Source organism: Pseudomonas sp. 10B238, from assembly GCF_000970615.1.
Classification (GTDB): Bacteria; Pseudomonadota; Gammaproteobacteria; order Pseudomonadales; family Pseudomonadaceae; genus Stutzerimonas.
The window spans coordinates 1-25,940 of the sequence record NZ_KQ033946.1 but is presented as its reverse complement, the minus strand read 5'-3'; the positions used below and the strand labels follow the sequence as shown (position 1 = coordinate 25,940).

Below are 25,940 nucleotides of genomic sequence, written 5' to 3'. Positions count from 1 at the left end.
GCCGTAATCATGGGTCTGGAAGAAATTCTCGTCATCAGCATGTTCGCCACCTTCATGGGGCTGCTGCTGCTTGGCTTCCCCGTTGCCTGGTCGCTGGCCGGCATCGGGCTGCTGTTCGCCGTACTCGGCCACGTGATGGTCGAACACTTCGACGCCGATCTCTGGTTCACCTGGGACGGTACCATCGGCGTTCTGGATGCCCGCATCTACGGCATCGTCGCCAATGAGCTGATGGTCGCTCTGCCGCTGTTTATCTTTATGGGCATCATGCTTGACCGCTCCGGCATCGCCGAGCGACTGATGCACAGCCTCGTTCGCATACTCGGTCCGTTGCGTGGCGGTTACGCCGTAACGGTCGTGCTGGTGGGCATCTTGCTGGCCGCATCCACCGGTATCGTCGGCGCCTCGGTGGCCCTGCTCGGCATGCTCTCGATTGGGCCGATGCTGCAGGCCAAGTACAACAAGAGCCTCGCCGTCGGCACCGCCTGTTCGGTTGGCACCCTGGGCATTCTGATTCCGCCAAGCATCATGTTGGTCCTGATGGCCGACCGACTCGGTACGTCGGAAGCCTCAGTGGGCAAGCTGTTCATGGGTGCGCTGATACCCGGGATGATGCTGGCACTGATGTACATCCTCTACATCGTTGTGGTGTCGTGGCTGAAGAAGGACTTTGCGCCTGCTCCGGCCAATCGCCAAAAGCTCGATGCAAAGGCGCTGATCGATGTGTTCTGGGCGGTGGTGCCACCCTTCGTCCTGATTCTGGCCGTGCTGGGCTCGATCTTCTTCGGCATCGCCACCACCACCGAGGCCTCTGCTGTAGGTGCATTCGGCGCGGTATTGATGGCTGCCCTCAGCCGTAAGTTGAACATGGCGGTGCTGAAGGAAGCGCTCTACCAGACCAGCCGCACCTCAGCATTCATCTTCGGCATCTTCATCGGTGCCACGGTGTTCGCCGCCGTGTTGCGTGGACTGGGCGGCGATGACGTGATCCGCGCGGCGCTCACCGGCCTGCCATTCGGCCAGACTGGGGTGTTGCTGACCGTCCTGTTCATCACGTTCTTGCTGGGCTTTTTCCTGGATTGGGTGGAGATCACCCTGATCATCCTGCCGCTGGTGGCGCCGGTGCTGTTTTCCATGGGCGTGGATCCGCTGTGGTTTGCCGTGCTCTTCGCGCTGTGCCTGCAGACCTCGTTTCTTACCCCGCCGGTGGGCTTCGCGTTGTTCTATATCAAGGGAGTCTGCCCGCCGGAAGTCACGACGCGGGACGTCTATCTCGGCGTCATGCCCTACATCCTGATCCAGCTGCTGGGCCTGGCACTGGTTTTCTTCTTCGCGCCATTGGCGACATGGCTGCCCAACGAGGTGTACGGACTCTGAGCCCGGACCCGGCTGCCTTGCCCCTGGCAGCCGGCGCCTTCCATAATCGGCCGAACCTCACCGGACAGCTCGAACCCATGGCAATCGCCCGCAACGACCTTGATCTCAACGGCCTGACCATCGGCGTATCTCCCGAACGTTTCCGTGCGGTGGCCATGCCGCTGCTATTCGACCACCTCAATGCCCAATGCGAAGGCACCATCGCGGTCAACCGCCAGGCACGCATTGTCTGGATCAACGATAAGTACGCCGAGAAGATCGGCATCAGCGACCCGCGTAGCGTACTCGGCAAGGAAATCGAAGAGGTGCTGCCCGCCAGCCGCTTGCGCGAGGTAGTGGAAAGCGGCCAGCCGAGCATGCTCGACCTGATGGCCTTCGGCAGCGAGCATTTCGTCGTCACTCGCATTCCGCTTCGTGACGAAGACGGCACCCTGGTCGGCGCGCTGGGTTTCGTCCTGTTCGACCGCGCCCGACATCTCAAACCGTTGATGTCCAAGTTCACCACGCTGCAGACGCAGCTGGTCGCCACCCAGAACGAACTGGCCAAGGCTCGCCGGGCGCGCTACACCATCGCCGGCTTCATCGGCACCAGCCCGGCCGCCAGCGAAGTGAAACGCCAAGCACGGCGTGCCGCCCAGCTGGACGCCACAGTGCTGATCCGTGGCGAGACCGGTACCGGCAAGGAGCTGTTGGCCCAAGGCATCCACAACCTGTCGCCGCGTGCCAATGGACCCTTTGTTGCAGTCAACGTCGCGGCAATTCCGGAAACGCTGGTTGAAGCCGAGTTGTTCGGTACTGCGCCCGGGGCCTTCACAGGCGCTGATCGCAAAGCGCGCATCGGCAAGTTCGAAGTGGCGAACGGCGGCACCCTCTTCCTCGATGAAATCGGCGACCTGCCGTTGGCACTGCAGGCCAAGCTGTTGCGCGTGCTGCAGGAGCAGGAAATCGAGCCGTTGGGCTCCAACCAGGTCAAGCCACTGAATGTGCGGGTGATCGCTGCCACACACATCGACCTGGAAGCCAAGGTCGCCGCTGGCGAGTTCCGCGATGACCTTTACTACCGGCTCAACGTGCTGGCGCTACAGGTGCCGCCGCTGCGCGAACGCGCTGCTGACATCCCAGCCGTAATCGAGCACCTGCTCGACGACATTGCCAACCGCTCCGGTCAGGCACCCATGGAACTTGCGCCGAGCGCCATCGCATTGCTGTGCAATCAGCCGTGGCGGGGCAACGTACGCGAGCTGGGCAATCTGCTGGAACGCGCCCAGCTGAGCACGGATGGCAGCCCGCTGGAAGCACGCCATTTCTCACCGCTGCTCGGCTCGACGACCACCGCCGCGCCGCAGGCTGCCGCTATGCCCAGTGAGCCGATGCTTGCTGAACCGGCACCGGAACCCAACGCCCCATTGCAACGTCTGGCCGAAAGCATCGCCCAGGCCGAGCGCCGCGCCTTGCAGACCGCCCTGCTCGCCTGCAAAGGCAACCGCCGCCGAGCCGCGACGGAGCTGGGCATATCCCGAGCCAGTCTGTATTCGAAGTTGCAGTTACATGGACTGAGCGAACGGTAGCGCGACAGCTAGAAGTTCGATAAGCAATGATGGGTGCCTTGCTGCGGCTGATGTCCGTCGTTAACGTAACGAACCGTTGACTGTCGCAGGATGCGCAAAGAATGACATTTACGATTCGCCCGGTTTGCCACGAAGATCTGCCGGCTATCTGTGAATGGCCGCAGGACGAAGCAGAACTCTTCTATTGCTTTCCAAAAGCTCATTACCCACTCACTGAGGACCAACTGCTCGAGGCGATCGCTCAACGCGCCGAGTCGTCCGTCGTCGTCCAATCAGGCCGGCCCGTAGCATTCGCGAACTTCTACCGATGGGATCAGGGTGGGGTTTGCTCAATCGGGAACGTTATCGTTGCGCCAAGCGCGCGGAGGTCCGGGGCTGCAGGTTTCCTCGTCGACCACCTTTGCGCAGTTGCCTTCTCGAAATTTGCGGCCGCCCAGGTGCAGATCTCCTGTTTCAGCCTGAACACAGCGGGCCTGCTGCTCTATCCGAAACTCGGATTCGTGCCATTCGCGATCGAGGAAAGACAGAGTCGGGCCGGTGAACGCATCGCGTTAGTTCATCTCCGTCGCAACCCGACATCGGCAGGGCAATAACAAACTGTTTTGCCACCGGTAGCCGCAGACGACACACCCGCTGCGGCTATGGATGGCCCGAATGACTATTGCGCCAGCCAGCCGCCGTCGACATTCCACGCAACGCCGCGGACCTGGCGAGCAGCATCGCTGCACAGGAAGACGGCCAGCTCCCCCAGCTGTTCCGGCGTCACGAAATCCAGCGACGGTTGTTTTTCCATCAGCAGCTCACGGGTCGCCTGGCTCGGGTCGCCGTGGGCCTGGGCCTTGCTATCGATCTGCTGCTGCACCAGGGGCGTCAATACCCAGCCAGGACAAAGCGCGTTACAGGTAATGCCGGTGGTAGCTGTTTCCAACGCCACGGTTTTGGTCAGACCGACCAGGCCGTGCTTGGCGGCCACGTAAGCAGCCTTCTGCGCCGAGGCCACCAGGCCATGAACCGAGGCGATGTTGATGATCCGCCCCCAGTTGCGCTCACGCATGCCCGGCAACGCGAGGCGCATGGTGTGAAACGCCGAGGATAGATTGATGGCAATGATGGTGTCCCAGCGCTCAACGGGGAATGTTTCGATGGGAGCGACATGCTGGATGCCAGCATTGTTGACCAGCACATCGACCGCGCCGAGGTCGCGCTCCGTCCGGCTGACCAAATCGGCGATCTGATCCACATCGGACACGTCGGCAGGATGGTGCAGCACTCGCGTGCCGTATGCCGAGACGCGTTCGAGGGCGGCATCAACATCGCCGAAGCCATTTAGCATCACCTGTGCGCCCGCCTCGGCCAGCTTGCAAGCGATACCCAGGCCAATGCCGCTTGTCGAGCCGGTGATCAGCGCGGTCTTGCCTTTCAAGTTCATGACGGGCTCCGTTGGCTGCGAAGGGCTACCAAACCTGCGGAAGGTACCCCGCCTGGCTGTTCTTCAGCATAGCGACAGGTAAGACGGGTGACGGGCACCACGACGGCGAAAAGGGGCGGACGATGATTCGCGTTGGACCGATTGATCGGTTCGGGTAAGGCTGTCATGAGGTTTTCCTTGTTGTTCTGATCGCGCCGGGTTCAGGCGCCACCGCCTCGATGGAGCACGGAGCGAGCAAGCGAGACAGTCGAACCCAGCGAAAGCCGTGCCAGACTCCACCGAATGTCGCACGCACAGCAAAACCGCCTCTCCATGGCATCAGATCGGCCCCGACGCCGTGGACCACCCAGATAGGAATGTCCAAATTGCTGGACATGCCAATCTGGCCACACATGCCGGCGCATGTTATGTCCCGTTGGCTGGATGGTATCGAGCCCTCTTGAGCAACAGACCAGCGTTGCGAAAGCCAGATAGCCCGACCGTTTGCATGTGGGATTGTTGTCTATGCTCAATCTCAGCCGTGAGGCCGGTTCGTTGCCGCCTCCCCCAGCCCTCTCAGCCGAGCCCATCATGCAACTGATCTATGCACCAGCGTCACCCTTCGCCCGCAAGGTCCGCGTACTGGCCAGCGAAACCGGCCTGCTACCCCGCCTGCAGCTAATCGAAACAGCAGTGCTGCCGATCTCCCTCAATGAGCGCGTGAATACGCTTAACCCGTTGGGCAAGATTCCAGTACTGATGCTCGACGATGGCGAGGTGCTGTACGACAGTCGCGTAATCTGCGAATACTTCGATAGCCTGCATGACCGGCCGAAGCTGTTCCCTGCTGAACCCGCCATACGCTGGAAAACGCTGCGTCTCGCAGCGCTGGCCGATGGGGTGATGGAAGCGGCTGTGATCACCCGGTACGAGCGCGCCGCACGGCCGATGGAGCGGCAGTGGGATGACTGGATCGATGGACAGCTCGGCAAGGTTCGCCGTGCCCTCAGCGCGTTGAACGACGACAGCGAATCGCTACAAGGCCCGCTGGACATCGCTCAGATCGGGATTGCCTGCGCCCTGGGTTATTTGGATTTTCGCTTCGCCGAGCTGAGCTGGCGAAACGAGTTCCCGGCGTTGGTGACCTTTCAGGACGCACTCTCACAGCGCGAGTCAATGCAGCTCAGCGAGCCTGCCTAACTCTCGAAGCAGGTGATGGCACCTCGGAATGGCGGCGTCACCGCTCCAATGCCTGTGCTCGCTGCGCCATTAACTCAACGACCCAGTCGATAAATACGCGCAGCTTGGCGCTCACATGCCGGTTCGGCGCGTATGCGAGGTACATGGGCATCGGCTCGAGTTGCCAATCGTTGAACAGGGGCACCAGCTCGCTGCGCGCCAGCGGTTGTTCGGCCATGTAGTCCGGCAGCCAGAACACCCCTAATCCCGCCAGGCCCGCAGCCAGATAGGCATTACCATCGTCCACGGATAGCACGTAGCGGCCTTGCACATTGACGCGTTCATCCCCGCGGTGCATCGCATAGGGGAAGGTCTTCCCGGTGCGCGCCCAGATAACACCAACGATGCGGTGATGCGTGTCCTCCAGTTCCCGAGGATGCAGCGGCATGCCGGCACGCGACAGATAATCCGGCGCCGCGTACACACCCAGGCGAAGATCGCCTATGTGCCGAGCCATCAGTGATAGATCGGTTAGGTCGCCGCCGCGCACAACGCAATCCACTCGTTCATCGATCAGGTCAACCTTACGATCACTCACGCCCAGATCCAGCTGAATCTCGGGGTATCTGGCATGAAATGCGGGCAGTGCTGGAATCAGGATCAAGCGTGCAAACGGACTCGGGACGTCCACGCGCAGACGTCCCCGTGGCGACGTCGACGCGCTGGACAGGCTGGTTTCAGCATCGTCCATGTCCGCCAGCAACCGCACCACCCGCTCGTAGTAAGCGGCGCCATCGGCCGTGACATTGACCTTGCGCGTGGTGCGATTGAGCAGCTGGACGCGCAGACGTGCCTCGAGTTGCTGGACCAGCTGCGTGACGCTGGTTTTGCTCAGGTGCAGCGTCTGGGCAGCCTTGGTGAAGCTGCCGGTTTCGACCACGGAGGCAAAGGCCTGCATCGCGACAAAACGGTCCATGTTAGCTCCAGCGTTGTAATTGTTTGGGATTCAAGAACAGTGCTGATCAGACTATCGCGTTTATCCGTGCCGCACAGCCTTCTACAGTGCTGGCTCAAACCGCAACGGGGCAATCACGCCCTTGCCGAAGGAGCCCATCATGACAATCCGCGACGTAGTATTTCCGGCTGGCCGCCAGGCCCTGTACGAGCGCAATCGTTACTCGCCAGCGATCCGCAGCAATGGATTCCTGTTCGTTTCAGGACAGGTGGGCAGCCGCGAAGACGGCTCACCCGAAGCAGATCTGCAAGCGCAGGTTCGGCTGGCTTTCGAAAATCTAAATGCGATCCTCAAGGAGGCTGGCTGCACATTCGAGGACGTCATTGACGTGACTGTCTTTATGGTCGATCCGCAAACCCAGTTCGAGAAGGTCTGGGAAGTCGTCCCGGAGTATTGGGGCAACGCGCCTCACCCGACACTGACAGCGCTGGGCGTAACCTGGCTGTACGGTTTTCAATTCGAGATCAAGGTCATCGCGAAACTGCCCGAGGCCAGCGGCGCCTGACCCCGCTTGTCGAGCGACTGGAGCCGGTCAATTCGCCTAGGCGAACGGCCTCGACGGCTGCCTTCGCGATCAAGCGAGCATAAAGACTGCCCGCTGTCCATGGCGCGCTGGCTGTCAGCTGTTCAACACGCCGTCCACCAGCGCCTTAGCCTCTTCCTGGATGCGCTTGAGGTGCGCCTCGCCCTCGAAGCTTTCGGCGTAGATCTTGTAGACGTCCTCGGTACCGGAAGGCCGCGCCGCAAACCAGCCGTTGCCAGTCACCACCTTAAGGCCGCCAATTGCGGCGCCGTTGCCCGGTGCTTCGGTGAGAATCTGGGTGATTGGCTGGCCGGCCAGCTCGCTGGCGGTGACCTGCGAAGCCGACAGCTTGCCGAGCTTGGCCTTCTGCTCGCGGTCTGCGGCAGCATCGATGCGCTGATAGACCGGGGAACCGAAGCGCTCCGTCAGCGCCTGGTAGCGCTCGCCAGGATCCTTGCCGGTCACCGCGGTGATCTCAGCAGCCAGCAGGCCGAGAATCAGACCATCCTTGTCGGTGGACCACGCACCGCCTTGCTTGCGCAGGAAAGAAGCACCAGCGGATTCTTCACCGCCGAAGCCCAGGCTGCCGTCCATCAAGCCATCAACGAACCACTTGAAGCCCACCGGCACCTCGACCACCTTGCGGTCAATGCCCTTGGCAACACGGTCGATCATCGAGGACGACACCAAGGTCTTGCCGATGCCCGCCCCAGCGCTCCACTCGGGGCGGTGAGTGAAGAGGTATTCGATGGCTACGGCCAGGTAATGGTTGGGGTTCAGCAGCCCCACCGAACGCGCAACGATGCCGTGGCGGTCATGGTCGGTGTCGCAGGCGAAGGAGACGTCAAAGCGGTCCTTGTTCTCGATCAGACCGGCCATGGCGTGGGGCGAGCTGCAATCCATGCGGATCTTGCCGTCCCAGTCCAGTCGCATGAAGCGGAAGGTTGGATCGACGCGGGTCGAGAGCACTTCGAGCGGCAGGCCGTAGCGTTCGGCAATGCGCGTCCAATAATGCACGCCAGCGCCGCCGAGTGGGTCAACGCCAAACTTCAGGCCGGAGTTGCGAATGGCCTCCAGGTCGATCACCTGCTCCAGCCCAGCTACGTAATGTTCGATGAAATCGAAGCGTTGGGTGGTGGGTGCCTTCAACGCTTGCGAATAATCCATCCGCTGCACACCCTTGAGCCCGGCAACCAGCAGCGCATTGGCGCGCTCCTGGATCCACTTGGTCACGCCGGTGTCGGCCGGGCCGCCGTTGGTGGGGTTGTACTTGAAGCCGCCATCGGCAGGTGGGTTGTGCGACGGCGTGATGACGATGCCGTCAGCCAGGCCGCTGCTGCGGCCGGCGTTGTATTCGAGGATGGCGTTGGAGATGGCCGGGGTCGGCGTGTATCCGGGCTCGCCATTGGTTTCGCTGCAGCCTGCGTCGATGCGTGTCTCGACGCCGTTGGCTGCCAACACTTCCAGGGCGGATACGAACGCCGGCTCGGACAGCGCGTGGGTGTCCATGCCGACGAAGATCGGACCGTCGATGCCCTGCTCCCGGCGGTAATCGCAGATCGCCTGTGTGGTTGCCAGGATATGCCACTCGTTGAAGCTGTTCTTCAGTGACGAGCCGCGGTGGCCGGAGGTGCCGAAAGCGACTTGCTGCGCCGGATCGGATGGATCAGGGCGCTCGCTGTAATACCGCGAAATCAGCCGCGGAATGTTGGTCAGGGTGTGCTCGGCGGGGAGGCGTCCTGCGTTGAGGTCGAGGCTCATCAGTCGTTCCTTTGGAAGATCAGTAGGTCGATTCAGGCAGAACCCTGAGTTCTGCCGAGGGTGTCGAACGCAAAATGACGGTGGCAACCGGCACTTATCTACGCGCTTCGACCATGCACCCTCGGGCTTTGGTTCCCCACAGTTGCATCGAAAGCTCATGCGCAGCGGTGGCGCATGATAGAGCGCGCCGGCCGTGCCGCGAAGGGCCTGCCTATCCGACGAGCATTGTCGACTCCCCAAGGGCCGGGCGAGCTAGAACGTTTGTGCAGCGCTCAGCCATCGAGTCTCCCGCCGCCGGTCGGAATGCGCCAACCAGAACAGCGGCATGCCTGACTTCAGCCGATACAAACGGGCAAGCAGCCACTTAGCGCAACTCTTCGAGCCCGGCCAATCATCGATGACTATTACCATCGCAACTAGCACCCCCAGCGAAGCGGCAGGCTACACCGCCATGACCCGCAGAGCGTCACTCAGCTTCATCTATGTGGTCGCTGCGCTTTTCGTCCCCGTCGCCCTGGCGCTGGTCTATCTGTGCATTGCGCTGGACGAGCAGCAAGTGCAGCACAGCGAAACAGACGCAGCCTTGGCAATGGAAAGCCGGCAAGACAAAATCGGCACCGCGCTGGCCGACTATGCCTTCTGGAATGACGCCCACAAGCACATGAGCGGCGAGGTCGATGCCGCCTGGGCCTTCGATGGCGACAACATCGGCCCTTCGCTGTTCTCGACATACGGTCTGGACGGCGTCTTTGTTCTGGGTCCCGACGCATCGACCCGCTATGCCATCGTCAACGGCGAGTTGAGCGACCTGGATGCCAGCGACTGGATAGCCGGTGACCTGTCCGCGCTATTGGCCAGCGCACGTAGCAAGTCTGCTCAAGATGGTGTCACCCAGGTCTATTTCTCGGTCACCAATATGCCGGCGGTTGTGTCGGCGGCGGTGATACGGCCGGACAGCTCGTACGACGATTTCGAAAACCTGTCCTATCTCGTCTATGTTGACGTGCTGACCCACCCGAAGCTGAAAGCGATTGACGAAGCATTCGATCTGACCGGGCTCACCGCGACCATCGGCGCACTTCCCGACGGCCCGCGACCCAGGCTAATACTGCAAGAGGACCTCGGCGTCGCGATCACGCTGCAATGGCAGAGCGAGGCGCTCGGCCGGTCGGTGCTGCAAAAATTTCTGCCGATGCTGTTGCTGCTCGCCACGCTGGTCGCCTTACTGATGTTTTGGCTGCGCAGGCGTGTCATCCATGCAGCGGACATGATCGATGCGGCTCAGCAGGCGCTGCGGGTAAGCGAACAGCGCTTCAAGAATATTTCCGAAGCATCCTCGGACTGGATCTGGGAAACCGACTCTCAGCAAAGACTGACGTTCCTGTCCGAGCGCTTCACCCAGGTAACGGGTTTGCCGTGTCACGCCTGGATCGGGCGGCCGCTCACCGACCTGCTAACCTATGACAAACAGCTGATGGCTGCCTCCGCCGAGGCCGGCAACGCTGCCGGGCGCAAACCGATCCCCTGTGAAATGCGCGACGACAACCAGAGCCTGCGCCACTGCCAGCTCTCGTCCCGTGCCGTGCGAGTCGCAGACCTGCTACGGGGATATCAGGGCACGGTCTGCGATATCACCGAGGAGATCGAGACCAAGGCGCGTATCGAGCACATCAGCCAGCACGACGCGCTGACCGGGCTGGCCAATCGTCACCGCCTGAATCATTTCCTCAGCACTTGCCTGAGCGACGGGATGAGTGGAGAGAGTCCAGTGTTTGTCCTGGCGTTGGACCTGGACCGCTTCAAGCCAATCAACGACACCTTTGGCCACGCTGCGGGCGATGTGGTGCTGCGCGAAGTGGCCAGTGCGCTCACCAGCGGCACGCGAGAAACGGACCTGGTAGCAAGGCTTGGCGGCGACGAATTCATCGTTGTGGCAACCGACTGTCGAACCCTGGAACAGGCAGAACGGCTATGCCTGCGCCTGATCGAGCAAATCAACCAACCTATAAGAATTGGCGCGAACGAGGTCAGCGTGGGCGCCAGCATCGGTATCGTCTCGGCGCCTTATGACGGGCTTATCGCAGATGACCTGCTGCGCTACGCAGACATCGCGCTGTACGAGGCCAAGTCCAGCGGCCGCAATCTGTTTAGGTTCTACGAACCGGCGATGAACGAGCGAATCATGGAGCGCAGGCAACTCGAAATGGACATGCGTCAGGCCTTGCGCCGCCATGAGTTCCGTCTCGATTTCCAGCCGCGCTACGATGCGCCTTCGCAAACCATCGTCGGTGCAGAGGCGCTGGTGCGCTGGCAGCATCCGATCCGCGAATTGCTCAGCCCCGCCTGTTTCATCCCATTGGCCGAGGAAACCGGCCTGATTGTAGAGCTCAGCGACTGGGTGCTACGTGAAGCCTGCCTGAACGCGCTGAGCTGGGGCGATGAGCTGATGGTCTCGGTGAACCTTTCCCCGGTGGAGTTTCAGCGCAGTGATTTGGTGGATCGGGTTGCGAAAGTCCTTGAGGGCACCGGCATCGCCCCGCACCGTCTGGAGCTGGAGATTACCGAAAGCGTCATGCTCGAAGATGCCGCCTCGGCGCTAACGACCATGAACCAGCTCAAGGCGCTGGGCGTTCGCCTGTCCATGGATGACTTCGGCACCGGATATTCCTCGTTGAGCTATCTGCGAAGCTACCCATTCGATGGAATCAAGATTGATCGGAGTTTTATCTCTGAGCTCGACCAATCACAAAGCAGCGAAGCGATTGTCCACGCCATTGTCAGCATGGGTCACGCCCTCTCGCTGACCGTGACAGCCGAAGGCATCGAGACCGTCGCTCAACTTGGCAAGCTGACCGAACTTGCTTGCGATCAGGCTCAGGGCTTCTACCTCGGCCGGCCCATGTCACCGCTGCTGTTCCAGCAGGTTCTGGCCGATGCCCAGGTGGCAAGTGTCATCGCGGCGGGCGGGTGCTAAGCGCTCGTAGAACCCGTACGTACAGGGCGACCCGGAGGACCTGGCCTTACGCGCTCAAATAGCGCCCGTTTCAGCCTGCGCGTCCAAGGCGGCTGATACTGTTTCAGCCAGATGCTCAAGCGTGAACGGCTTGGTCATCATGCTCATGCCCGTCCCGAGAAACTCCGAGCGAATCGCGGCGTTTTCGGCGTAACCGCTGATGAACAGAACGGGCAGATCCGGCCGTTTCTGCTGGATGATTTCGGCCAGTTGGCGACCGTTCAGACCGGGCAGTCCGACGTCGGTTATCAACAGGTCCAGCGTACGCAAGCCGTCGAGCAAACCCAGCGCCTGCTGACCATCTTCAGCGAGGTGCACCTGGTAGCCGAAGTCCTCCAGCGCGGCGGCGAGCAACAGGCGTACCGAATCATCATCCTCCACCACAAGGATCGTCTGCCCTCGTCCGGAGGTCAGATCCACGGGCGCGACGATCGACCCATTCTCGACTGCCGACGACTGCGCCAGGGGTATGTACAAGGTGATCGAGGTACCGGCCCCCTCCTCGCTGGTCACCGAGACGAAGCCGCTGCTCTGTTGAACGAATCCGTAGACCATGGACAGACCCAACCCGGTGCCTTGCCCCAAGGGTTTGGTGGTGAAGAAGGGTTCGAATATCTTCCCCAGCACGGGCTCGGGAATACCGACCCCGGTGTCCGATACCCTGATGCTGACGTAGCGCCCCCTGTGACCACCCAGACGAGCAGCCTCTGTCTCGTCGAAATCGGCTCGGCTGGTGGCAATCGCCAGAATGCCGCCATCTGGCATGGCATCACGCGCATTGATGCTTAGGTTCAACAAGGCGTTTTCAAGCTGGTTGGGGTCGACTAATGCCAAGCCGGCGCTGTCATCAAGCTGCAGCTCAAGCTTGATTCGCTCTGTCAGCGTCCGTTTGAGAAGGTCGCTTAGCGATAGGATCAGCGGATTCACTGAAACGGTGCGGGCTTCGAGCGACTGCCGGCGGGAGAACGCCAACAAGCGCTGGGTCAAGGCTGCCGCTCGGCTGGCGGACGTATGAGCGGCCGTCATGTAACGATCCAGATCACCGTATTGCTGCCGGCCTATACGGAGGCGCATGAGGTCCAATGCGCCGATGACGCCCGTAAGCATGTTGTTGAAATCGTGAGCGATGCCACCGGTGAGCTGGCCCACCGCGTCCATCTTCATGGATTGGCGCAGCTGTTCTTCGGTTCGGGCTCGTTCTTGGCTTTCCAGCGTCAGCTTCTCCAACGCCTCTTCCAGCGCACGGGTACGAGCCTTGACCTGAAACTCAAGATCATCGTTGAACCGGCGCAACATTTCTTCGTTCTGCTTTTCAGCATTTATATCAATGACGACCAAGGCGGCGCCTCGGATCTCCCCTTGGCTGTCGTACAGCGGCACCGCATTGACGCGTGTCCATAGCTCACGCCCGTCGTCGGGGTAGTAACGGAAGTCAGCACCTTCCACTATCTCTCCCCGCAAAGCGCGGGCGCCCGCAAATTGATCCGGCGGGATCCGTTGACCCTGGCTATCGAGGCCCACCCATCGCTGAGCATGCCGACCATCAGTGGACGGGATTCTTCGGTTGGGGACATACCGCTCATAGGTGGGATTGCTGAGCACGGTGGTGCCGTTTGTATCGATCAGGCAGATGCCAACCGGAAGGTGTTCGACCAGCCTCTCAAGCGTTGCCTGCTGCTCAGCCAGCTCCACGAGACGGTCTGCAATCTCGAACTGACGCAGGCGGGAACGCCAGGCCATCGCCACGGTGCTCAGCAGGGCTGCCGGTCTGATGGGTTGTTCTAGAATGACCAGGTCCGCTACCCATTCGGGTAACCGCTTCTTGATTGCCAGGAAATCAGTGCGTGATTCGCTCTGCGTATCTGTGACCACAATAAAGGGGATGTCTGCCCCGTCACCTTGCTCGGCGACGGCGGGCCCGTTCGCCATCGCCGACGCGAGGAATCGATCGGTAGCGATCACCGCACCCACTCGGTGATCCAATTGTTGAAACAGGCTCTCGCTATCGGAGCAGAAAGCGAGTTCATACCCCTCTTCGTCCAGCAGTTGGACCAGGCGAGAGAAATCGACGCCACAGCCGGTGCCAATCAATAGCCGCCTGGCCTCGGATGAAATGTCAGCAGTCACGTCGGTGCTCTTCCGGTAGTTAGGAGCAGGTGAGGTTTCCCTTCGCGTCCGTTTAGCACTCAAACGTCTGCTTTGAAGAATCGATAGATAAGCCGGCCACAAAGGCTGAAGGCGATGCTGTGCTGGATTGGCCACGAGCCCGACAGTCGGCCTCCACAACAGCTTGGCCAGCATGGGAGTAATAGCGTCGACAAATGGTACAGAGCCGGCCGTGCGGGCAGAAGACACCGTGCATCCGATACAGGCAATTATTGAGTTGCGGCTTCAGTGCAGTCCAAATGTTGAAGTGCTCAACTTGCCCGACGATCGATGATGTAGTCACCCAGCTGGGCCAGCGGCATAGGCTTTGCGAACAGGTAACCCTGTGCCTCGTCGCATGCCGACCGCATCAGCTGTCGCAGCATATCGGCGTCCTCTACGCCTTCGGCCACGACGCGCATGCCAAGCGAATGGCACATTTCGGTCACCGCCTTGATGAAATCGAGACAGTTATCAGCCTTGGCGGTTGGGCAAAGGAAGGTCCGATCAAGCTTCACAACATCGATGGGATATTGGCGCAAATAGGCGATGCCGGCGTACCCGGTGCCGAAATCATCGATTGCAAGCCTGACACCGACGGTTCGCAGGTTTCTCAGGAGCTGGTGCGAAGCGTCGGTGTCTTCGATCAACCCGGACTCGGTCAGCTCCAGTTCGAGACGGTGCGTATCCATCCCGGCCGCCTGCAATGCGCCGCTGACTTCGCTGCACAGCGTAGGCGATTTGAGCTGCACCGGTGACACGTTCACCGACAACATCAGCTCGGTACCGATGCGTTCGGTCAATTGCTGGATGTCTTTGCACGCCTGCTGCAGCACCCAGTTGCCGATTTTGCAGATCAGTCCCGTGGTTTCGGCGATCGGTATGAACACCGCCGGGGACACCAGCCCTTTGCTTGGGTGGTTCCAGCGGATCAGCGCCTCCACACCGCATGCAATGTCATCGTCCAGGCAAATACGCGGCTGGTAATGCAGCACGAATTCATTGCGCTCCAGCGCTTCTCGCAGGTCGAGTTCAAGCGCCATGCGGTTCTTGGTCTCGATGCTCATCTCCGCCGAGAAGAACTGCATCCCGGTGCCGCCAGCATCCTTGGCGCGATACATGGCGATATCGGCGTGCTGCAGCAGCTCATCGATGCTGGTGTCCGGGTCCGGATACAGACACATGCCCATCGATGCCGAGGGGTAGTAACGTGTGCCAAGCACATCGCAGGGCACTTGGATCGCCCGCAGCAGATCAGCTGCCAGCCGCTCGGCCGAGCGCACGCCGTCAGGTAGATGAGCCACCACCACAAACTCGTCACCGCCCAGGCGCGCCACCAGATCACCGGACGGCAGCGCCTCGCGCAGCCGATGGGCGATCTGTACCAACAGCACGTCGCCGTAGCCATGCCCCATCGAGTCGTTCACTTCCTTGAAGCGATCAAGGTCGATCAGCATGATCATCAGTTGCTGATTTTCTGGGATGAAATTGACCAGTTCCCGCAGGTGATCATTGAGATAGGTTCGGTTGGGCAGACCGGTCAGCGCATCGTGAGTCGCCATGTGATGGAGGCGATGCTCGACCTGCTTGCGGTCGGTGATGTCAGTCAAGCCACCGGACCACTCCTTCATATTCCCGTGGTCATCGAAGATGGGCACGGCGTGACCGGTCATATGCCGATACTGGCCGTCCGCCCGGCGGATGCGGTATTCAGCGCGCTTGTTGCTATAAACCGAACACATTTCCTCAATGATGGCTTCAAGCGCGGGACGATCTTCCGGATGCACGGCATCGAGCCAGCCCTTACCGCGCGATTGCTCGAACGTCTGGCCGGTGAATTCATTCCAGTCGGGTTGTGACTCGACGATGTCGACCAGGAGACTGGCCGACCAGACCAGGCTGTTGGTGGCCTTTACCAGTCCCTTGAAGCGGCGCTCACTAGCTGCCATTTTTTGCTCGACCTTGGCCCGCCCTCGATTGGCTCGTTCGCGCTGCACCAACAGAGCCGCTGTATTGGCGAGCAGAGTGATTCCTTCTTGCTCCACAGACGACGGCGCTGCGCATACGCTGCTGTAACAGGCAATCGTGCCCATCACCTCGCCGCAGTCAGAAAGAACGGGTGTGGACCAGCAAGCGCGCAGGCCGTGCTCAAGCGCCTTGTCTCGGTGCCGGGCCCAGTACGGATCGCTGGCAATATCCACGGCAACACTTGGCTTGCAGGTGCGTACCGACACGCTGCAGGTGGTTTCATCGGAACCTGCGTCCATTGCATCGAGCGCAGCGACGAAATCTGAAGGAAGGCTGGACGCTTCAACGAATCGCAGCCTGCCATCCTCATCCAGGCGCATGATGGCTGCGCGAATGGTCCCAGCCGACTGCCTTTGGGCCGAGCGGGTAAGTTCAACCAACACTTCGGTCAAGGGCGCACCGGCCACCGCCAGCTCCAGTGAGCGCATCTGCCCTTCGGCTATGGCCTCGGAGCGGCGGCAGTCGGTCACGTCCTGACTGACGAAGTGCAGCGCCCGCAGCTCGGGATGAGCGGTGGAGCGACCGGTCACGCTGACCATTTGCACACTGCTGTCGCCGACCAGAACACGGCAATCGAAGCGCACCTCGTCACCGGTCGAGAGGGCGACAGCCACGTGCTCGGCGACCGGATCGCGATCATCGGGATGAATGTGTTCCAAAAATTCGGTAAGCGAGGTGCTGCCCAATGCACAGGCATCGAGCGCATGGGTGACGGCCTCGACCGTCGCCTGGGTATCGTTCAGCGAATCGTCCAGCTCGACGTACCACTCCAGCAAGCCAGCCGATTGCAGCGTGAAAGCAAGCCGGGATTGCAGATCTGGTTGGGCCATGCTGTTATCCAAAAAGTGTGTAAAACGAGCTTCTACTTGGACCCATAGAGCTGGCCACCGTTCTGAGCTAGACCGATATACGTAGCCATTGTTGAATCCTCGCTCTATCAAGGGTAGTGCACGGCCCCGATATCCCCCTGCGACGCCGTCTATAACCGACGTTCGGTGTGGCTGGCGGGCGCTTTTCCTTAGCGGACGCGCTAATCCAGAGTCGGACCGCCCTGCACCGCCAACACTTCACGTACACAGCGGTGAAACAGCTGCTGCACCGGCAGCTGCCGGGCGCTGTGGCGGCCGATCAGTACCAGCTCCCGGTAGAAGGTTGCGCCGCCCAGTCGGAGAACGCGGACGGTCGGCGTACTTTCGAGCCATAACCCGGCTTCTGGCACCAGGGCTACACCCAGCCCGCAGGCGACCATCTTGACGATGGCATCCAACTCGTCGAGTTCCAGGCCAGGGCGGACGTCCAGGTGATGTTTGCGCAAGAACTGACTCACCTGCCGACCGCCAAAGGAGCTGCGGTCGTAACGCACAAACGGCTGCTCGATAAGGAGCTGCAACGGGTCATCACCGGCCACGTCGAGCGGCGTGATCAGCACGAACGGCTCGCGCTGAACCAACTCGGCATGGAGCTCCTTGGGCAGCGCAAACGGCGGTCGGATCATGATCGCCAGATCGATCTCGCCGGCATCGACTTGCGACAACAGATTCAACGAGACACCGGGAACCAGCTTTGGCGCGACGCCCGGCGCCTGTTTCAGCAGACGGAGCAGCACCCGCGGCAGCAGGCCGGTCTGTACCGTACCGATGGCACCGATCCGCAGCTCGCCCCGGTAGTCTTCGAGCGACTCCGGTTGGCCCATCAAGCTGAACGTCTCGAGGATCTGCTCGGCCAGCGGCAGCGCCCGCAGGCCCGCGGCATTGAGATACGCCGAGCGGCCTGTTCGATCGAATAGGCGCAGGCCCAGCGCCTCCTCAAGATTCTTGATCTGGGCGCTGACCGCAGACTGGGTCAGCCCGATTCTGTGGCCTGCAGCGGCGAAGCTGCCGCACCGGGCGATCGCAAGGAAGGTTTTCAATTCGCGGATCATAGGGACTTGGATTGATCGAAATATTCGAGGCTCGACACGAACGATATCCGCTGTTGATGAGGGCGACAAATCGGCAACATGATCGTTACGGCCCCACAACAGAAGGAAGCCTTGATGAGCCTCTCTCCTTTTCACCTTGCGATCCCTGTCCATGACCTACCCGCCGCGCGCCGCTTCTATGGCGAAGTCTTCGGTCTCGCCGAAGGCCGCTCGTCCGAGCATTGGGTCGACTTCGATTTCTACGGCCATCAACTGGTCATCCATGAGCACCCGCAGACGCCATCGCAGCAAGCTGCACACACCAATGCCGTAGACGGTCACGACGTTCCAGTGCCGCACTTCGGCATCGTGCTCAGCTGGCCGGAATGGGAAGCGCTGGCCGAGCGTCTGCGCGCACGGGATACCAAGTTCGTTATCGAGCCCTATGTACGCTTCCAGGGTCAGGTCGGCGAGCAGGCGACCATGTTCCTCTTCGACCCTTGCGGCAATGCGTTGGAGTTCAAGGCATTCAAGGACATGAGTCAGCTGTTCGCCAAATGAGCTGTGCCGCTGCCAATCATGGGTCAAGCAACGCAGCGCGGACGGAACGATGATGCCGGGGAGCATCCCGCCACGCCTTCACGCGCTCGCTGCGGCCTGCCATTCGCGCGGACTGGCGCCGGTCTTGCGGCGGAAGGCGCGAGCCAACGCCGATGGGCTTTCGTAACCCACCTCATCGGCAATCAGGGCGATCGGCCGACCTTCGCGCAAGCGCTTCTGTGCCAGGCTGATGCGCCAACTGGTGAGGTAATCCGCGGGCGTCTGCCCGACCACCGAGCGGAAACTGGCGGCAAAGCTGGCCCGTGACATGTTCGATTCGGCAGCCAGTTCGGCCACCGACCATGCACGCTCGGGTTCGGCGTGCATCAGCGTGATCGCTCGCGCCAGGCGCAAGTCGGCAAGCCCGGCCATCATTCCCGAACTCATCGTCTGACTGGCCATCAAGTGGCGCAGCATCTGCACGATGAGCAACTCGAACAGGCGCCCCATGACCGCCTCACGGCCACAGTAGCCGGCGACCGCTTCCTCAAACAACCAGGCCAGCGCACCGTCGAGGATCGGCGCTTCGGCCACCGGCAGCAGCAAGACATCAGGCAACGCCGCGGCCAGCGGATTGTTAGCCCCGCCGTCGAACTGCAGCGTCGCGCACACCAGCCGCGCGCCATCCGCTTCGTTGGCGAGCATCCGGTGCCGATACGGACGGGGAAATACCATCACCGTCGGCTCCGCCAACCGCACCTCACTGTTGTCCGCCAGACGCAACGTCATGGCGCCTTCGCGCAGCACATGGATGTAGCCCACCTGGTCCGCAGTCTCGAAGGCCGCAACGCCACAGAGATCTCCGCTGTGATACAGGCCCGCGTGCATGCCGAAGTGGCACAGCAGACTCGATAGACGATCCATGGTTACCTGCCTCGATTAGACGATTAGTTGCATATTTAAGACAATTTGAGTCCTTTACGACAACCCGCCTGCGCATTATGACCCTGCACCTGACGCAAGTCGCTCCGAAGTCCCAAGCCGTTTCCTGTGTGGGTGCTCCGGCCTGCTGAGCAGAGCCAGCCACCGCCACAACAACCCGAACCGTATCTAATCGAAAAGGTAGAACAACGTCATGACCACTGAATCGAAAACCCGCAACGCCGCAGCCGCCACCCTTCTCGCCGCCGCCACTACGCTGGGCAGCGTCGCCAGCTTCGCCGCCGACAAACCGACCGTGATTCTGGTGCACGGTGCATTTGCCGAAGCAGCAAGCTGGAACGGCGTGGCCACCCGGCTGATTGGTCAAGGTTATCCGGTCATCGCCGCCGCCAACCCGCTGCGTGGCGTGGCCAACGATGCCAAATACGTCTCCGACATCATCGAGCACACCTCAGGCCCTATCGTGCTGGTCGGTCATTCCTACGGCGGTAGCGTCATCACCAACGCAGTGAATGGCAGCGACAAGGTCAAGGCGCTGGTGTACGTCGCTGCATTCGCACCGGCAGCCGGCGAAAGTGCTGCCACGCTGGCCGGCAAGTTTCCAGGCGGAACGCTTGGTCCGACCCTGGCCGAACCCGTTCAGCTGAGCGACGGCAACCAGGATCTCTACATCCAGCAGCATAAGTTTGCCGAACAGTTTGCTTCCGATGTGCCGGCGGCCGAGGCGGCCTTGATGGCGGCTACGCAGCGCCCGATAACAGCCGCCGCGTTGAATGAAGAAAGCCAGAACACCGCCTGGGAGTACGTGCCTTCCTGGTTCGTCTACGGCACCGGCGACAAGAACATCCCCGAGGCAGCGCTGAAGTTCATGGCCGACCGCGCGGGATTGAAGAAAACCCTGAGCATCCCCGGCGCCTCCCACGTCGTGATGACCTCGCATCCAGATGAAGTGGCTGCGCTGATCACAGAAGCCGCGCAAGCCAGCGCCCAGTAACCGCTACGGCAAAAGGCCGGTCGATGAGCTTGGTTCATCGACCGGCCTTTTTGCGCCTAGGCCGCTTGTTAGACAGGGTTCGCCATCGGTCAGGGCTGTTGGACGAACGAACTTTTCACTCACGCAAGGCTAAACAAAAACCTCGATCAACCGATAACCCGACATGCCAAGCGAGGCGTGCACGGCTCCAAGCTGTCGGCCACGCGCGGCGTCTATTTCACCGATTTCGTACCTGTTGCGCATTGATCGCGTCAGTTCGAATGCGGAACACCCACCTGCAGACGGAAGCCCCTACCGTGCAACTCATCGATAACCGAGCGTTGATCAACGATGCCTTGAGCCAGTCTGCGGAACTGACGGGAGGACGCTTCGATCATCGCTACTGGTTGAGCAAGGTAGCGGACGTGAAGCTGCTGATCATCTCCAAGCCCGAAGTGCTTTTCGACCTTTCGGTCAAGGTGTACATCCCCTTGCCGTCAGGGCAGAAAACGCCGCTGACCTACGGCGATGGCTGGTTCAACTGGCACTTTCTCGGCAGCAAGAGCGCGGTGGTGACTATCGCCCGGGAAATCCTTTCGATCGCGATGCGCAACCAGAAAGCACCATCGCCTGTGCTGCAGGCCTGGCTGACCCAGCTGGTGACGTTCAAGCACAGCGACCATACGATCGCCGTGCTTGAACCCGAACCGCAGCAAGACCTCGCCGGCCGTTAAGCCGTTTCACCCGCCCCCAGCGCGGCCTCTTCATAATCGAGTTCGCGCAGCAGGGTTTGCAGCATCTGCTCGTCGATCTCGTGCCGTTTCCTCATGCGGTACATTTCCTTGCGCTGCACCGCGATGGCTTGAACGCGAATGACCCGCTCCAACGTCATGGTTTCACGGGCCTGGTTTGCTCGACCGTGATGGTCCATCAACGCTTCGATGTCGTGACGGTATGACTCGGTGACCCGCGCGGTCACCTCGCTGCGCAGCAGTGCGCTATCCGCATCCTCCACCGGGTTGGCCTGCTTCCAGCCCTCCAGCCAGCTGACCGCTGCCTGAGCGGCCAGCCGTCGTGCCTTTTTCAGCTCTTCCCGATGTTCTTCAAAATCGTTGTTGGGTAGCTGCTTGAGGAAATAGGGAATGCCCAGCGCACCGATCAGCAAGGACAAAATGATCACTGCGGCGGCGAGGAAGATCATCAGATCACGGCCTGGAAACGGTGTATCGCCGATCATCAACGGGATCGACAGCACACCTGCCAGGGTAATCGCACCACGCACGCCGGCGACGGCGCTCAGCGCAGAGAACAAGCGAAGGGATTTGGGCTGGACGGTCTTGCCGAGCATGCGACGTACACGTGCCTCGCTCCAGTGATAGGCGAAGACGAAGACAAAGCGCACCACCAACAGCAACGCCATGATCGCCAGCGCGCTGAAAACCAGCATCGGCATGCTGTAGGACTCGTGCCCAGCCGCTTCCCAGACGCGCTCGACGATCCGCGGAAACTGCAGACCCAGCAGCAGGAATACCAGGCCGTTAAAGCTGAAGTCGAGCATCTCCCAGATGCTGCGATTGAGGATCCGGGTACTGGTCTTGACCGGCAGCATGTCGATACGGCTCTGCACCATCCCCGCCGCTACCGCCGAGAGAATGCCGGACATCCCGGCATGTTCGGCCAGGAAGAACGCGGCGAATGGCAGCAGGAGAATCATCACCACGTAAGTCGAAGGATCAAACAGATCTCGTGCGGTCATCCACTGTTTGGCCTTGCCGACCGACCAGCTCAGTCCCGCACCAATCGCGAGACCGCCCAGCGCGATGACGAAGAACTCGCCGGTAACGGTGACCAACGAGAAAGAGCCGGTGATAGCCGCAGCCAACGCGAACTTGAAGGAAACCAGGCCGGTGGCATCGTTCATCATCGCCTCACCTTCCAACTGGTGAGACATATGCCGCGGCAGCCGTCCCTGGGCAATGGCGATCACCGCCAGCGCATCGGTCGGCGACAGGATGGCGGCCAGAGCGAAGCTCGCCCCGAGTGGAATAGCTGGCAGCAGCCAGTGAATGAAATAGCCCACCACCACCAGAATGATCAGCACGAGCACCAGCGCCATGGCGGTCATTTCCGCGCCGTGCTCGGTGAACTCGCGCTTGGGTATCTTCCAGCCGTCATAAAACAGCAACGGTGGGATGAACAGCAGCATGAATATCTCAGGCCGTAGCTCGACGCCCATACCGAACGGTGGAAGCGCCAGCAGGCTACCCATGATGATCTGCAAAATTGGCAGTGGCAGCGGAACGACATTGGCCAGAATGCGGCTTGCACCGACTGCAAGCAGCAGCAGGAAGATGAGGTAAAGCGTTTCCATGGGGCGGGCTGGTCTCGACAGGAAAAATAGGCGGGGCGTGCGACCGTTGCGCACATACGACGAAAGTATAGTCAGGAGGTTTTGGAATATCCGCTTCGGTGTTCAGATCCGTCCGAACTAAACGCTGCGACCGCCACTCCCCGGGTGCTAAAGCACAGACGTCACCGTGCCGGCACCCCGTCACGCCTCGGGGCGGCATTTCTCAGTCAACGGCCGGACCGCCCGTCGAATAAGTCCAAGCTGCCATACAGAGTGTCCAGCCGCTACGACAACGCGGCTACCTATGTCCCGTGGACTGGACAGAAAACAACTTCGTCGCAGCGCTGCGTTCAGCCTGATCGTCTTCATGCTAGAGCGGTCCGGCTGCAATCTCGTGACCGGTCATCGGCGGCTGAACCTTGCTCTGTTGAGCTGGCACAGCTTTGGCTCAGCCACTACGCCCGGCCAGTGGTTCTCGGGCATCACCTCGTGGCGTCAGTCATGAAGGCATGACAACAAGAACAAGGAAACCCACATGAAAGCATCCCGTGCAAAGCGTTTTCGCAGCGCAGCCTCTCCGCGGCTGCTGTTGGCATCGCCCGCCCTGCTGGCGTTGGTAATTGCCGAGCCAACCCTAGCCGCTAGCTGCAGCGAATTATCCGGTGCGCAAATCCCTGCTTCGGCGATCGCTCTACCCACATCAGGCGCGAGGGTCACAGCCGCGACCCTGAACCCAGGCGGTGGCAGCGCGCCACAGACGTTTGGCCCACATTGCGATCTGAGCGTGGACATCGCTCCGGTCGACCCAAGCGCACCCAGCATCAAGATGCGCATCGTCCTGCCTGACCAATGGAACAGCAAAGCGATGATGTATGGCGGTGGCGGCTACAACGGCACCGTTCCCAATGTTGCCGGCAACGTCCCGGCCGGGCCGATCGACCAGCCGACGCCACTGGGCCGCGGCTATGCGGTATTTGCCAGCGACTCGGGCCATGTCGCCAACCCGGTTCATCCGGGTGACTTCGCCTGGAACGAGGAAGCCTTGGCCAACTACGGCCACGACGCCCTGAAGAAAACCCGAGATACGGCGATGTATCTGATCGAGCAACGTTACGGTCAGCCGCCGGTTCGCAGCTATTTTGCCGGTGGCTCCACCGGTGGCCGAGAGGCGCTGGCGGTGGTGCAGCAATGGCCGAAGGATTTTCACGGTGCAATCGTGCTCTACCCGGCCTACAACGCCGCCGCACTGGATTTGCAGTTTGGCCGCATTACGCGCGCGTTGGCTGCGCCAGGCGCCTATCCCAGCCTGGAAAAGCGCGCCGCGCTACTGGAAGCCTCGATGCAGGCCTGTGACGGGCTCGATGGCGTGCGCGATCGGGTGATCAGTCATCAGGCGGCATGCAATGCCCAATTCGATCCAGCAACAGCCAAGCTCAACGGCCGTCCCTTGCGCTGCCGTGACGGGGCTGACACAGGTAACAGCTGCTTGTCCGATGCACAGATCAACGCGCTCAAAGTGTTCGATACGCCGATTCGTTTCAGCCAACCATTGGCCAGTGGTGAACGCGGCTATCCCGGCTTCAATACCTGGGGCACCGACCTGGGCCGTCCCGGCGAAGGCCTGCAATTGGTGGTCAATCGGCTGGGGTTGAATACCCTGCAACCCGATTATCCGATGCCCGTGCATGGCACCGGCTTCGCCGAAGGCGCGCCCTACCATTCAGGGTTCTGGGACGAGTGGGTGCGCTACTTCGTGACCCGCAACCCGGCATTCAACTCCCTGACGCTGGACCCGACCGACCTCGGTCCGTGGCAGTCGCGAGTCGATGCACTGTCGCTGCGTCAGGACGTTAACCAGACCGATCTGTCGGCGTTCGTTGCCAACGGCGGCAAGATTCTGATGGCCCATGGCACCTCGGATCAGCTGGTCAGCACCCGCGCCACGGCTGAATATTACCGGCGCCTGCAGCAGGACATGGGCGTCGGGCAGACCCGCCGGTTCATGCGCTACTACGAAATTCCCGGCTACGCACACGCGGCCAGCACCGTCTTCAATGCCGCCTGGGATTCGCTGACCGCGCTAGAGAACTGGGTCGAACGCGGCGTGACACCCAAGCGCCAGGTCGTCACCGACACCGTCGCCGTACCCGGTCGCACCCGCCCACTTTGCGAATACCCGGGCTGGCCGAAGTACAAGCGGCGCGGCGATGTTAACGATGCCTCCAGCTTTGTCTGCGTGAAGAGCCACATAGGCCTCAACTAGAGCCGCATCAACGCCGCGCCCCACGCAGCACCTGGTGGTGCGCGGCGACCGGCTTCCAGCCGATTGGACAGCGTTTGGCCTGCCCTGGCGAACATGTCCAGCCAGACAGACAGTGCTGCCCTACCGGTTTTGTGGCCGTGCGGTCCTTGAGGTAGTGGCTGCAGGGCTCTGGCTAGAGCTCCGCGCCCGATACCGGTGGAATGCCGGCACCGCCGGTGCGCCTGGCACGGCATTCGCTATTCGCTGAAGGGAAACCTGGCGACACCGAACCAATAACAACAAAAGGAAGCACCATGAAAGACCTCCGCAATTTCTCCCGCAACCTGCTCTGTGCCAGCGTTGCACTGAGCATCACCGGCCCGGCCAGCGCTGCGTTCCTCGATGACAGCAAAGCCAGCGTCGAGCTGCGCAACTTCTACATGAACCGTGATTTCCGCCAGAGTGGCGCACCGCAGTCTGAGGCGAACGAGTGGGCCCAAGGCTTCATCATGAAGATCGAGTCGGGTTACACCGACGGACCAGTCGGTTTCGGCGTCGATGCGATCGGCCTGTTGGGCGTCAAGCTCGACTCCAGCCCGGATCGTTCCGGCACTGGCATCCTGCGGCGCGATTCGTCCGGTCAGCCGTCTGATGACTACGGCACTGCCGGCCTGACCGCGAAAGCGAAGATGTCCAACACGACCCTGCACGTTGGCACCCTGCAGCCGATCATGCCGGTGGTGATGCGTAACGACAGTCGTCTGCTGCCCAACGTCTATCGCGGTGCCTGGTTGCAGAGCAAGGAAGTCGACGGGCTTACGCTCGACCTCGGCATGCTCGACCGCACCAGCTACCGTGACTCCTCGGACTACGAAGAGATGACCGTATTCACCGCGGGAGCACGCAACATCGTTTTGGGCAATGCCAAGACCAGCGACGAGTTCATGTTCGCCGGCGGCAAATACCAGTTCATGCC

The 25,940-nt window shown here is 61.1% G+C and carries 19 protein-coding genes; 11 read left to right on the top strand and 8 right to left on the bottom strand.

The genetic code is table 11. The features are described 5' to 3' along the window. Positions 1-9 precede the first annotated feature (9 nt). The 3 genes from RT21_RS21565 to RT21_RS21555 all read left to right on the top strand — a co-directional run bounded on the left by RT21_RS21565 (position 10) and on the right by RT21_RS21555 (position 3,538). A complete protein-coding gene (locus tag RT21_RS21565; protein WP_046164356.1) occupies positions 10-1,377 on the top strand; it encodes a TRAP transporter large permease in 1,368 nt (455 codons plus the stop codon). Between the two features lie 77 nt (positions 1,378-1,454). Next, positions 1,455-2,945 carry a sigma-54 interaction domain-containing protein gene (locus RT21_RS21560; RefSeq protein WP_046164367.1) on the top strand — a complete coding sequence of 497 codons (1,491 nt, stop codon included), beginning with the start codon at positions 1,455-1,457 and terminating at the stop codon, positions 2,943-2,945. Between the two features lie 101 nt (positions 2,946-3,046). After that, entirely contained in the window at positions 3,047-3,538 is a 492-nt protein-coding gene (locus RT21_RS21555; protein ID WP_046164355.1) for a GNAT family N-acetyltransferase, read from the top strand. Positions 3,539-3,603: 65 nt separating this feature from the next. On the opposite strand, the gene RT21_RS21550 is transcribed toward RT21_RS21555, so the two are convergent. Next, entirely contained in the window at positions 3,604-4,374 is a 771-nt protein-coding gene (locus tag RT21_RS21550; protein ID WP_046164354.1) for a 3-hydroxybutyrate dehydrogenase, read from the bottom strand. A 570-nt stretch (positions 4,375-4,944) separates the two neighbouring features. Between RT21_RS21550 and RT21_RS21545 the strand changes: the two genes are divergently transcribed. Further along, positions 4,945-5,553: a glutathione S-transferase N-terminal domain-containing protein gene (locus tag RT21_RS21545; protein WP_046164366.1), complete on the top strand. Its 609-nt coding sequence runs from the start codon at positions 4,945-4,947 to the stop codon at positions 5,551-5,553. 37 nt (positions 5,554-5,590) lie between these two features. Here the strand turns inward: RT21_RS21545 and RT21_RS21540 are convergent, their stop codons facing one another. After that, entirely contained in the window at positions 5,591-6,508 is a 918-nt protein-coding gene (locus RT21_RS21540; protein WP_046164353.1) for a LysR family transcriptional regulator, read from the bottom strand. A 139-nt stretch (positions 6,509-6,647) separates the two neighbouring features. Here RT21_RS21540 and RT21_RS21535 point away from each other — a divergent pair, with 139 nt between their 5' ends. Then, the gene (locus RT21_RS21535; RefSeq protein WP_046164352.1) at positions 6,648-7,052 is read left to right on the top strand and encodes a RidA family protein; all 405 of its coding nucleotides are present in this window, start codon (positions 6,648-6,650) and stop codon (positions 7,050-7,052) included. Positions 7,053-7,166: 114 nt separating this feature from the next. Here RT21_RS21535 and pgm read toward each other — a convergent pair whose 3' ends face one another. Then, complete coding sequence (pgm, locus tag RT21_RS21530) at positions 7,167-8,831, bottom strand: phosphoglucomutase (alpha-D-glucose-1,6-bisphosphate-dependent) (RefSeq protein WP_046164351.1); 1,665 nt, start codon at positions 8,829-8,831, stop codon at positions 7,167-7,169. A 397-nt stretch (positions 8,832-9,228) separates the two neighbouring features. On the opposite strand from pgm, the gene RT21_RS21525 reads away from it, so the two are divergent. After that, on the top strand, positions 9,229-11,805 hold the full coding sequence (locus RT21_RS21525) for a bifunctional diguanylate cyclase/phosphodiesterase (RefSeq protein ID WP_046164350.1): 2,577 nt from the start codon (positions 9,229-9,231) through the stop codon (positions 11,803-11,805). Positions 11,806-11,859: 54 nt separating this feature from the next. On the opposite strand, the gene RT21_RS21520 is transcribed toward RT21_RS21525, so the two are convergent. The 3 genes from RT21_RS21520 to RT21_RS21510 all read right to left on the bottom strand — a co-directional run bounded on the left by RT21_RS21520 (position 11,860) and on the right by RT21_RS21510 (position 17,938). Next, complete coding sequence (locus RT21_RS21520) at positions 11,860-13,971, bottom strand: response regulator (protein ID WP_256203913.1); 2,112 nt, start codon at positions 13,969-13,971, stop codon at positions 11,860-11,862. A gap of 290 nt (positions 13,972-14,261) precedes the next feature. Continuing rightward, positions 14,262-16,847, bottom strand: a complete 2,586-nt coding sequence (locus RT21_RS21515) for a bifunctional diguanylate cyclase/phosphodiesterase (protein ID WP_046164349.1) — start codon at positions 16,845-16,847, stop codon at positions 14,262-14,264. 200 nt (positions 16,848-17,047) lie between these two features. After that, positions 17,048-17,938: a LysR family transcriptional regulator gene (locus tag RT21_RS21510; RefSeq protein ID WP_046164348.1), complete on the bottom strand. Its 891-nt coding sequence runs from the start codon at positions 17,936-17,938 to the stop codon at positions 17,048-17,050. Between the two features lie 114 nt (positions 17,939-18,052). Between RT21_RS21510 and RT21_RS21505 the strand changes: the two genes are divergently transcribed. Beyond that, positions 18,053-18,478, top strand: a complete 426-nt coding sequence (locus RT21_RS21505) for a VOC family protein (RefSeq protein WP_046164347.1) — start codon at positions 18,053-18,055, stop codon at positions 18,476-18,478. Between the two features lie 78 nt (positions 18,479-18,556). Here the strand turns inward: RT21_RS21505 and RT21_RS21500 are convergent, their stop codons facing one another. Then, positions 18,557-19,381, bottom strand: a complete 825-nt coding sequence (locus tag RT21_RS21500) for an AraC family transcriptional regulator (RefSeq protein WP_046164346.1) — start codon at positions 19,379-19,381, stop codon at positions 18,557-18,559. 211 nt (positions 19,382-19,592) lie between these two features. On the opposite strand from RT21_RS21500, the gene RT21_RS21495 reads away from it, so the two are divergent. Continuing rightward, positions 19,593-20,393, top strand: a complete 801-nt coding sequence (locus RT21_RS21495; protein ID WP_046164345.1) for an alpha/beta fold hydrolase — start codon at positions 19,593-19,595, stop codon at positions 20,391-20,393. Between the two features lie 296 nt (positions 20,394-20,689). Continuing rightward, positions 20,690-21,106 carry a hypothetical protein gene (locus RT21_RS21490; protein ID WP_045426839.1) on the top strand — a complete coding sequence of 139 codons (417 nt, stop codon included), beginning with the start codon at positions 20,690-20,692 and terminating at the stop codon, positions 21,104-21,106. On the opposite strand, the gene RT21_RS21485 is transcribed toward RT21_RS21490, so the two are convergent. After that, on the bottom strand, positions 21,103-22,743 hold the full coding sequence (locus RT21_RS21485; RefSeq protein ID WP_046164344.1) for a Na+/H+ antiporter: 1,641 nt from the start codon (positions 22,741-22,743) through the stop codon (positions 21,103-21,105). The genes RT21_RS21490 and RT21_RS21485 overlap by 4 nt on opposite strands. Before the next feature lie 514 nt (positions 22,744-23,257). Between RT21_RS21485 and RT21_RS21475 the strand changes: the two genes are divergently transcribed. Together RT21_RS21475 and RT21_RS21470 are read left to right on the top strand one after the other, a co-directional pair. After that, the gene (locus RT21_RS21475; protein ID WP_046164342.1) at positions 23,258-24,985 is read left to right on the top strand and encodes a tannase/feruloyl esterase family alpha/beta hydrolase; all 1,728 of its coding nucleotides are present in this window, start codon (positions 23,258-23,260) and stop codon (positions 24,983-24,985) included. Between the two features lie 293 nt (positions 24,986-25,278). Continuing rightward, a partial coding sequence (locus tag RT21_RS21470) for an OprD family outer membrane porin (RefSeq protein ID WP_046164341.1) occupies positions 25,279-25,940 on the top strand: 662 nt, incomplete at its 3' end.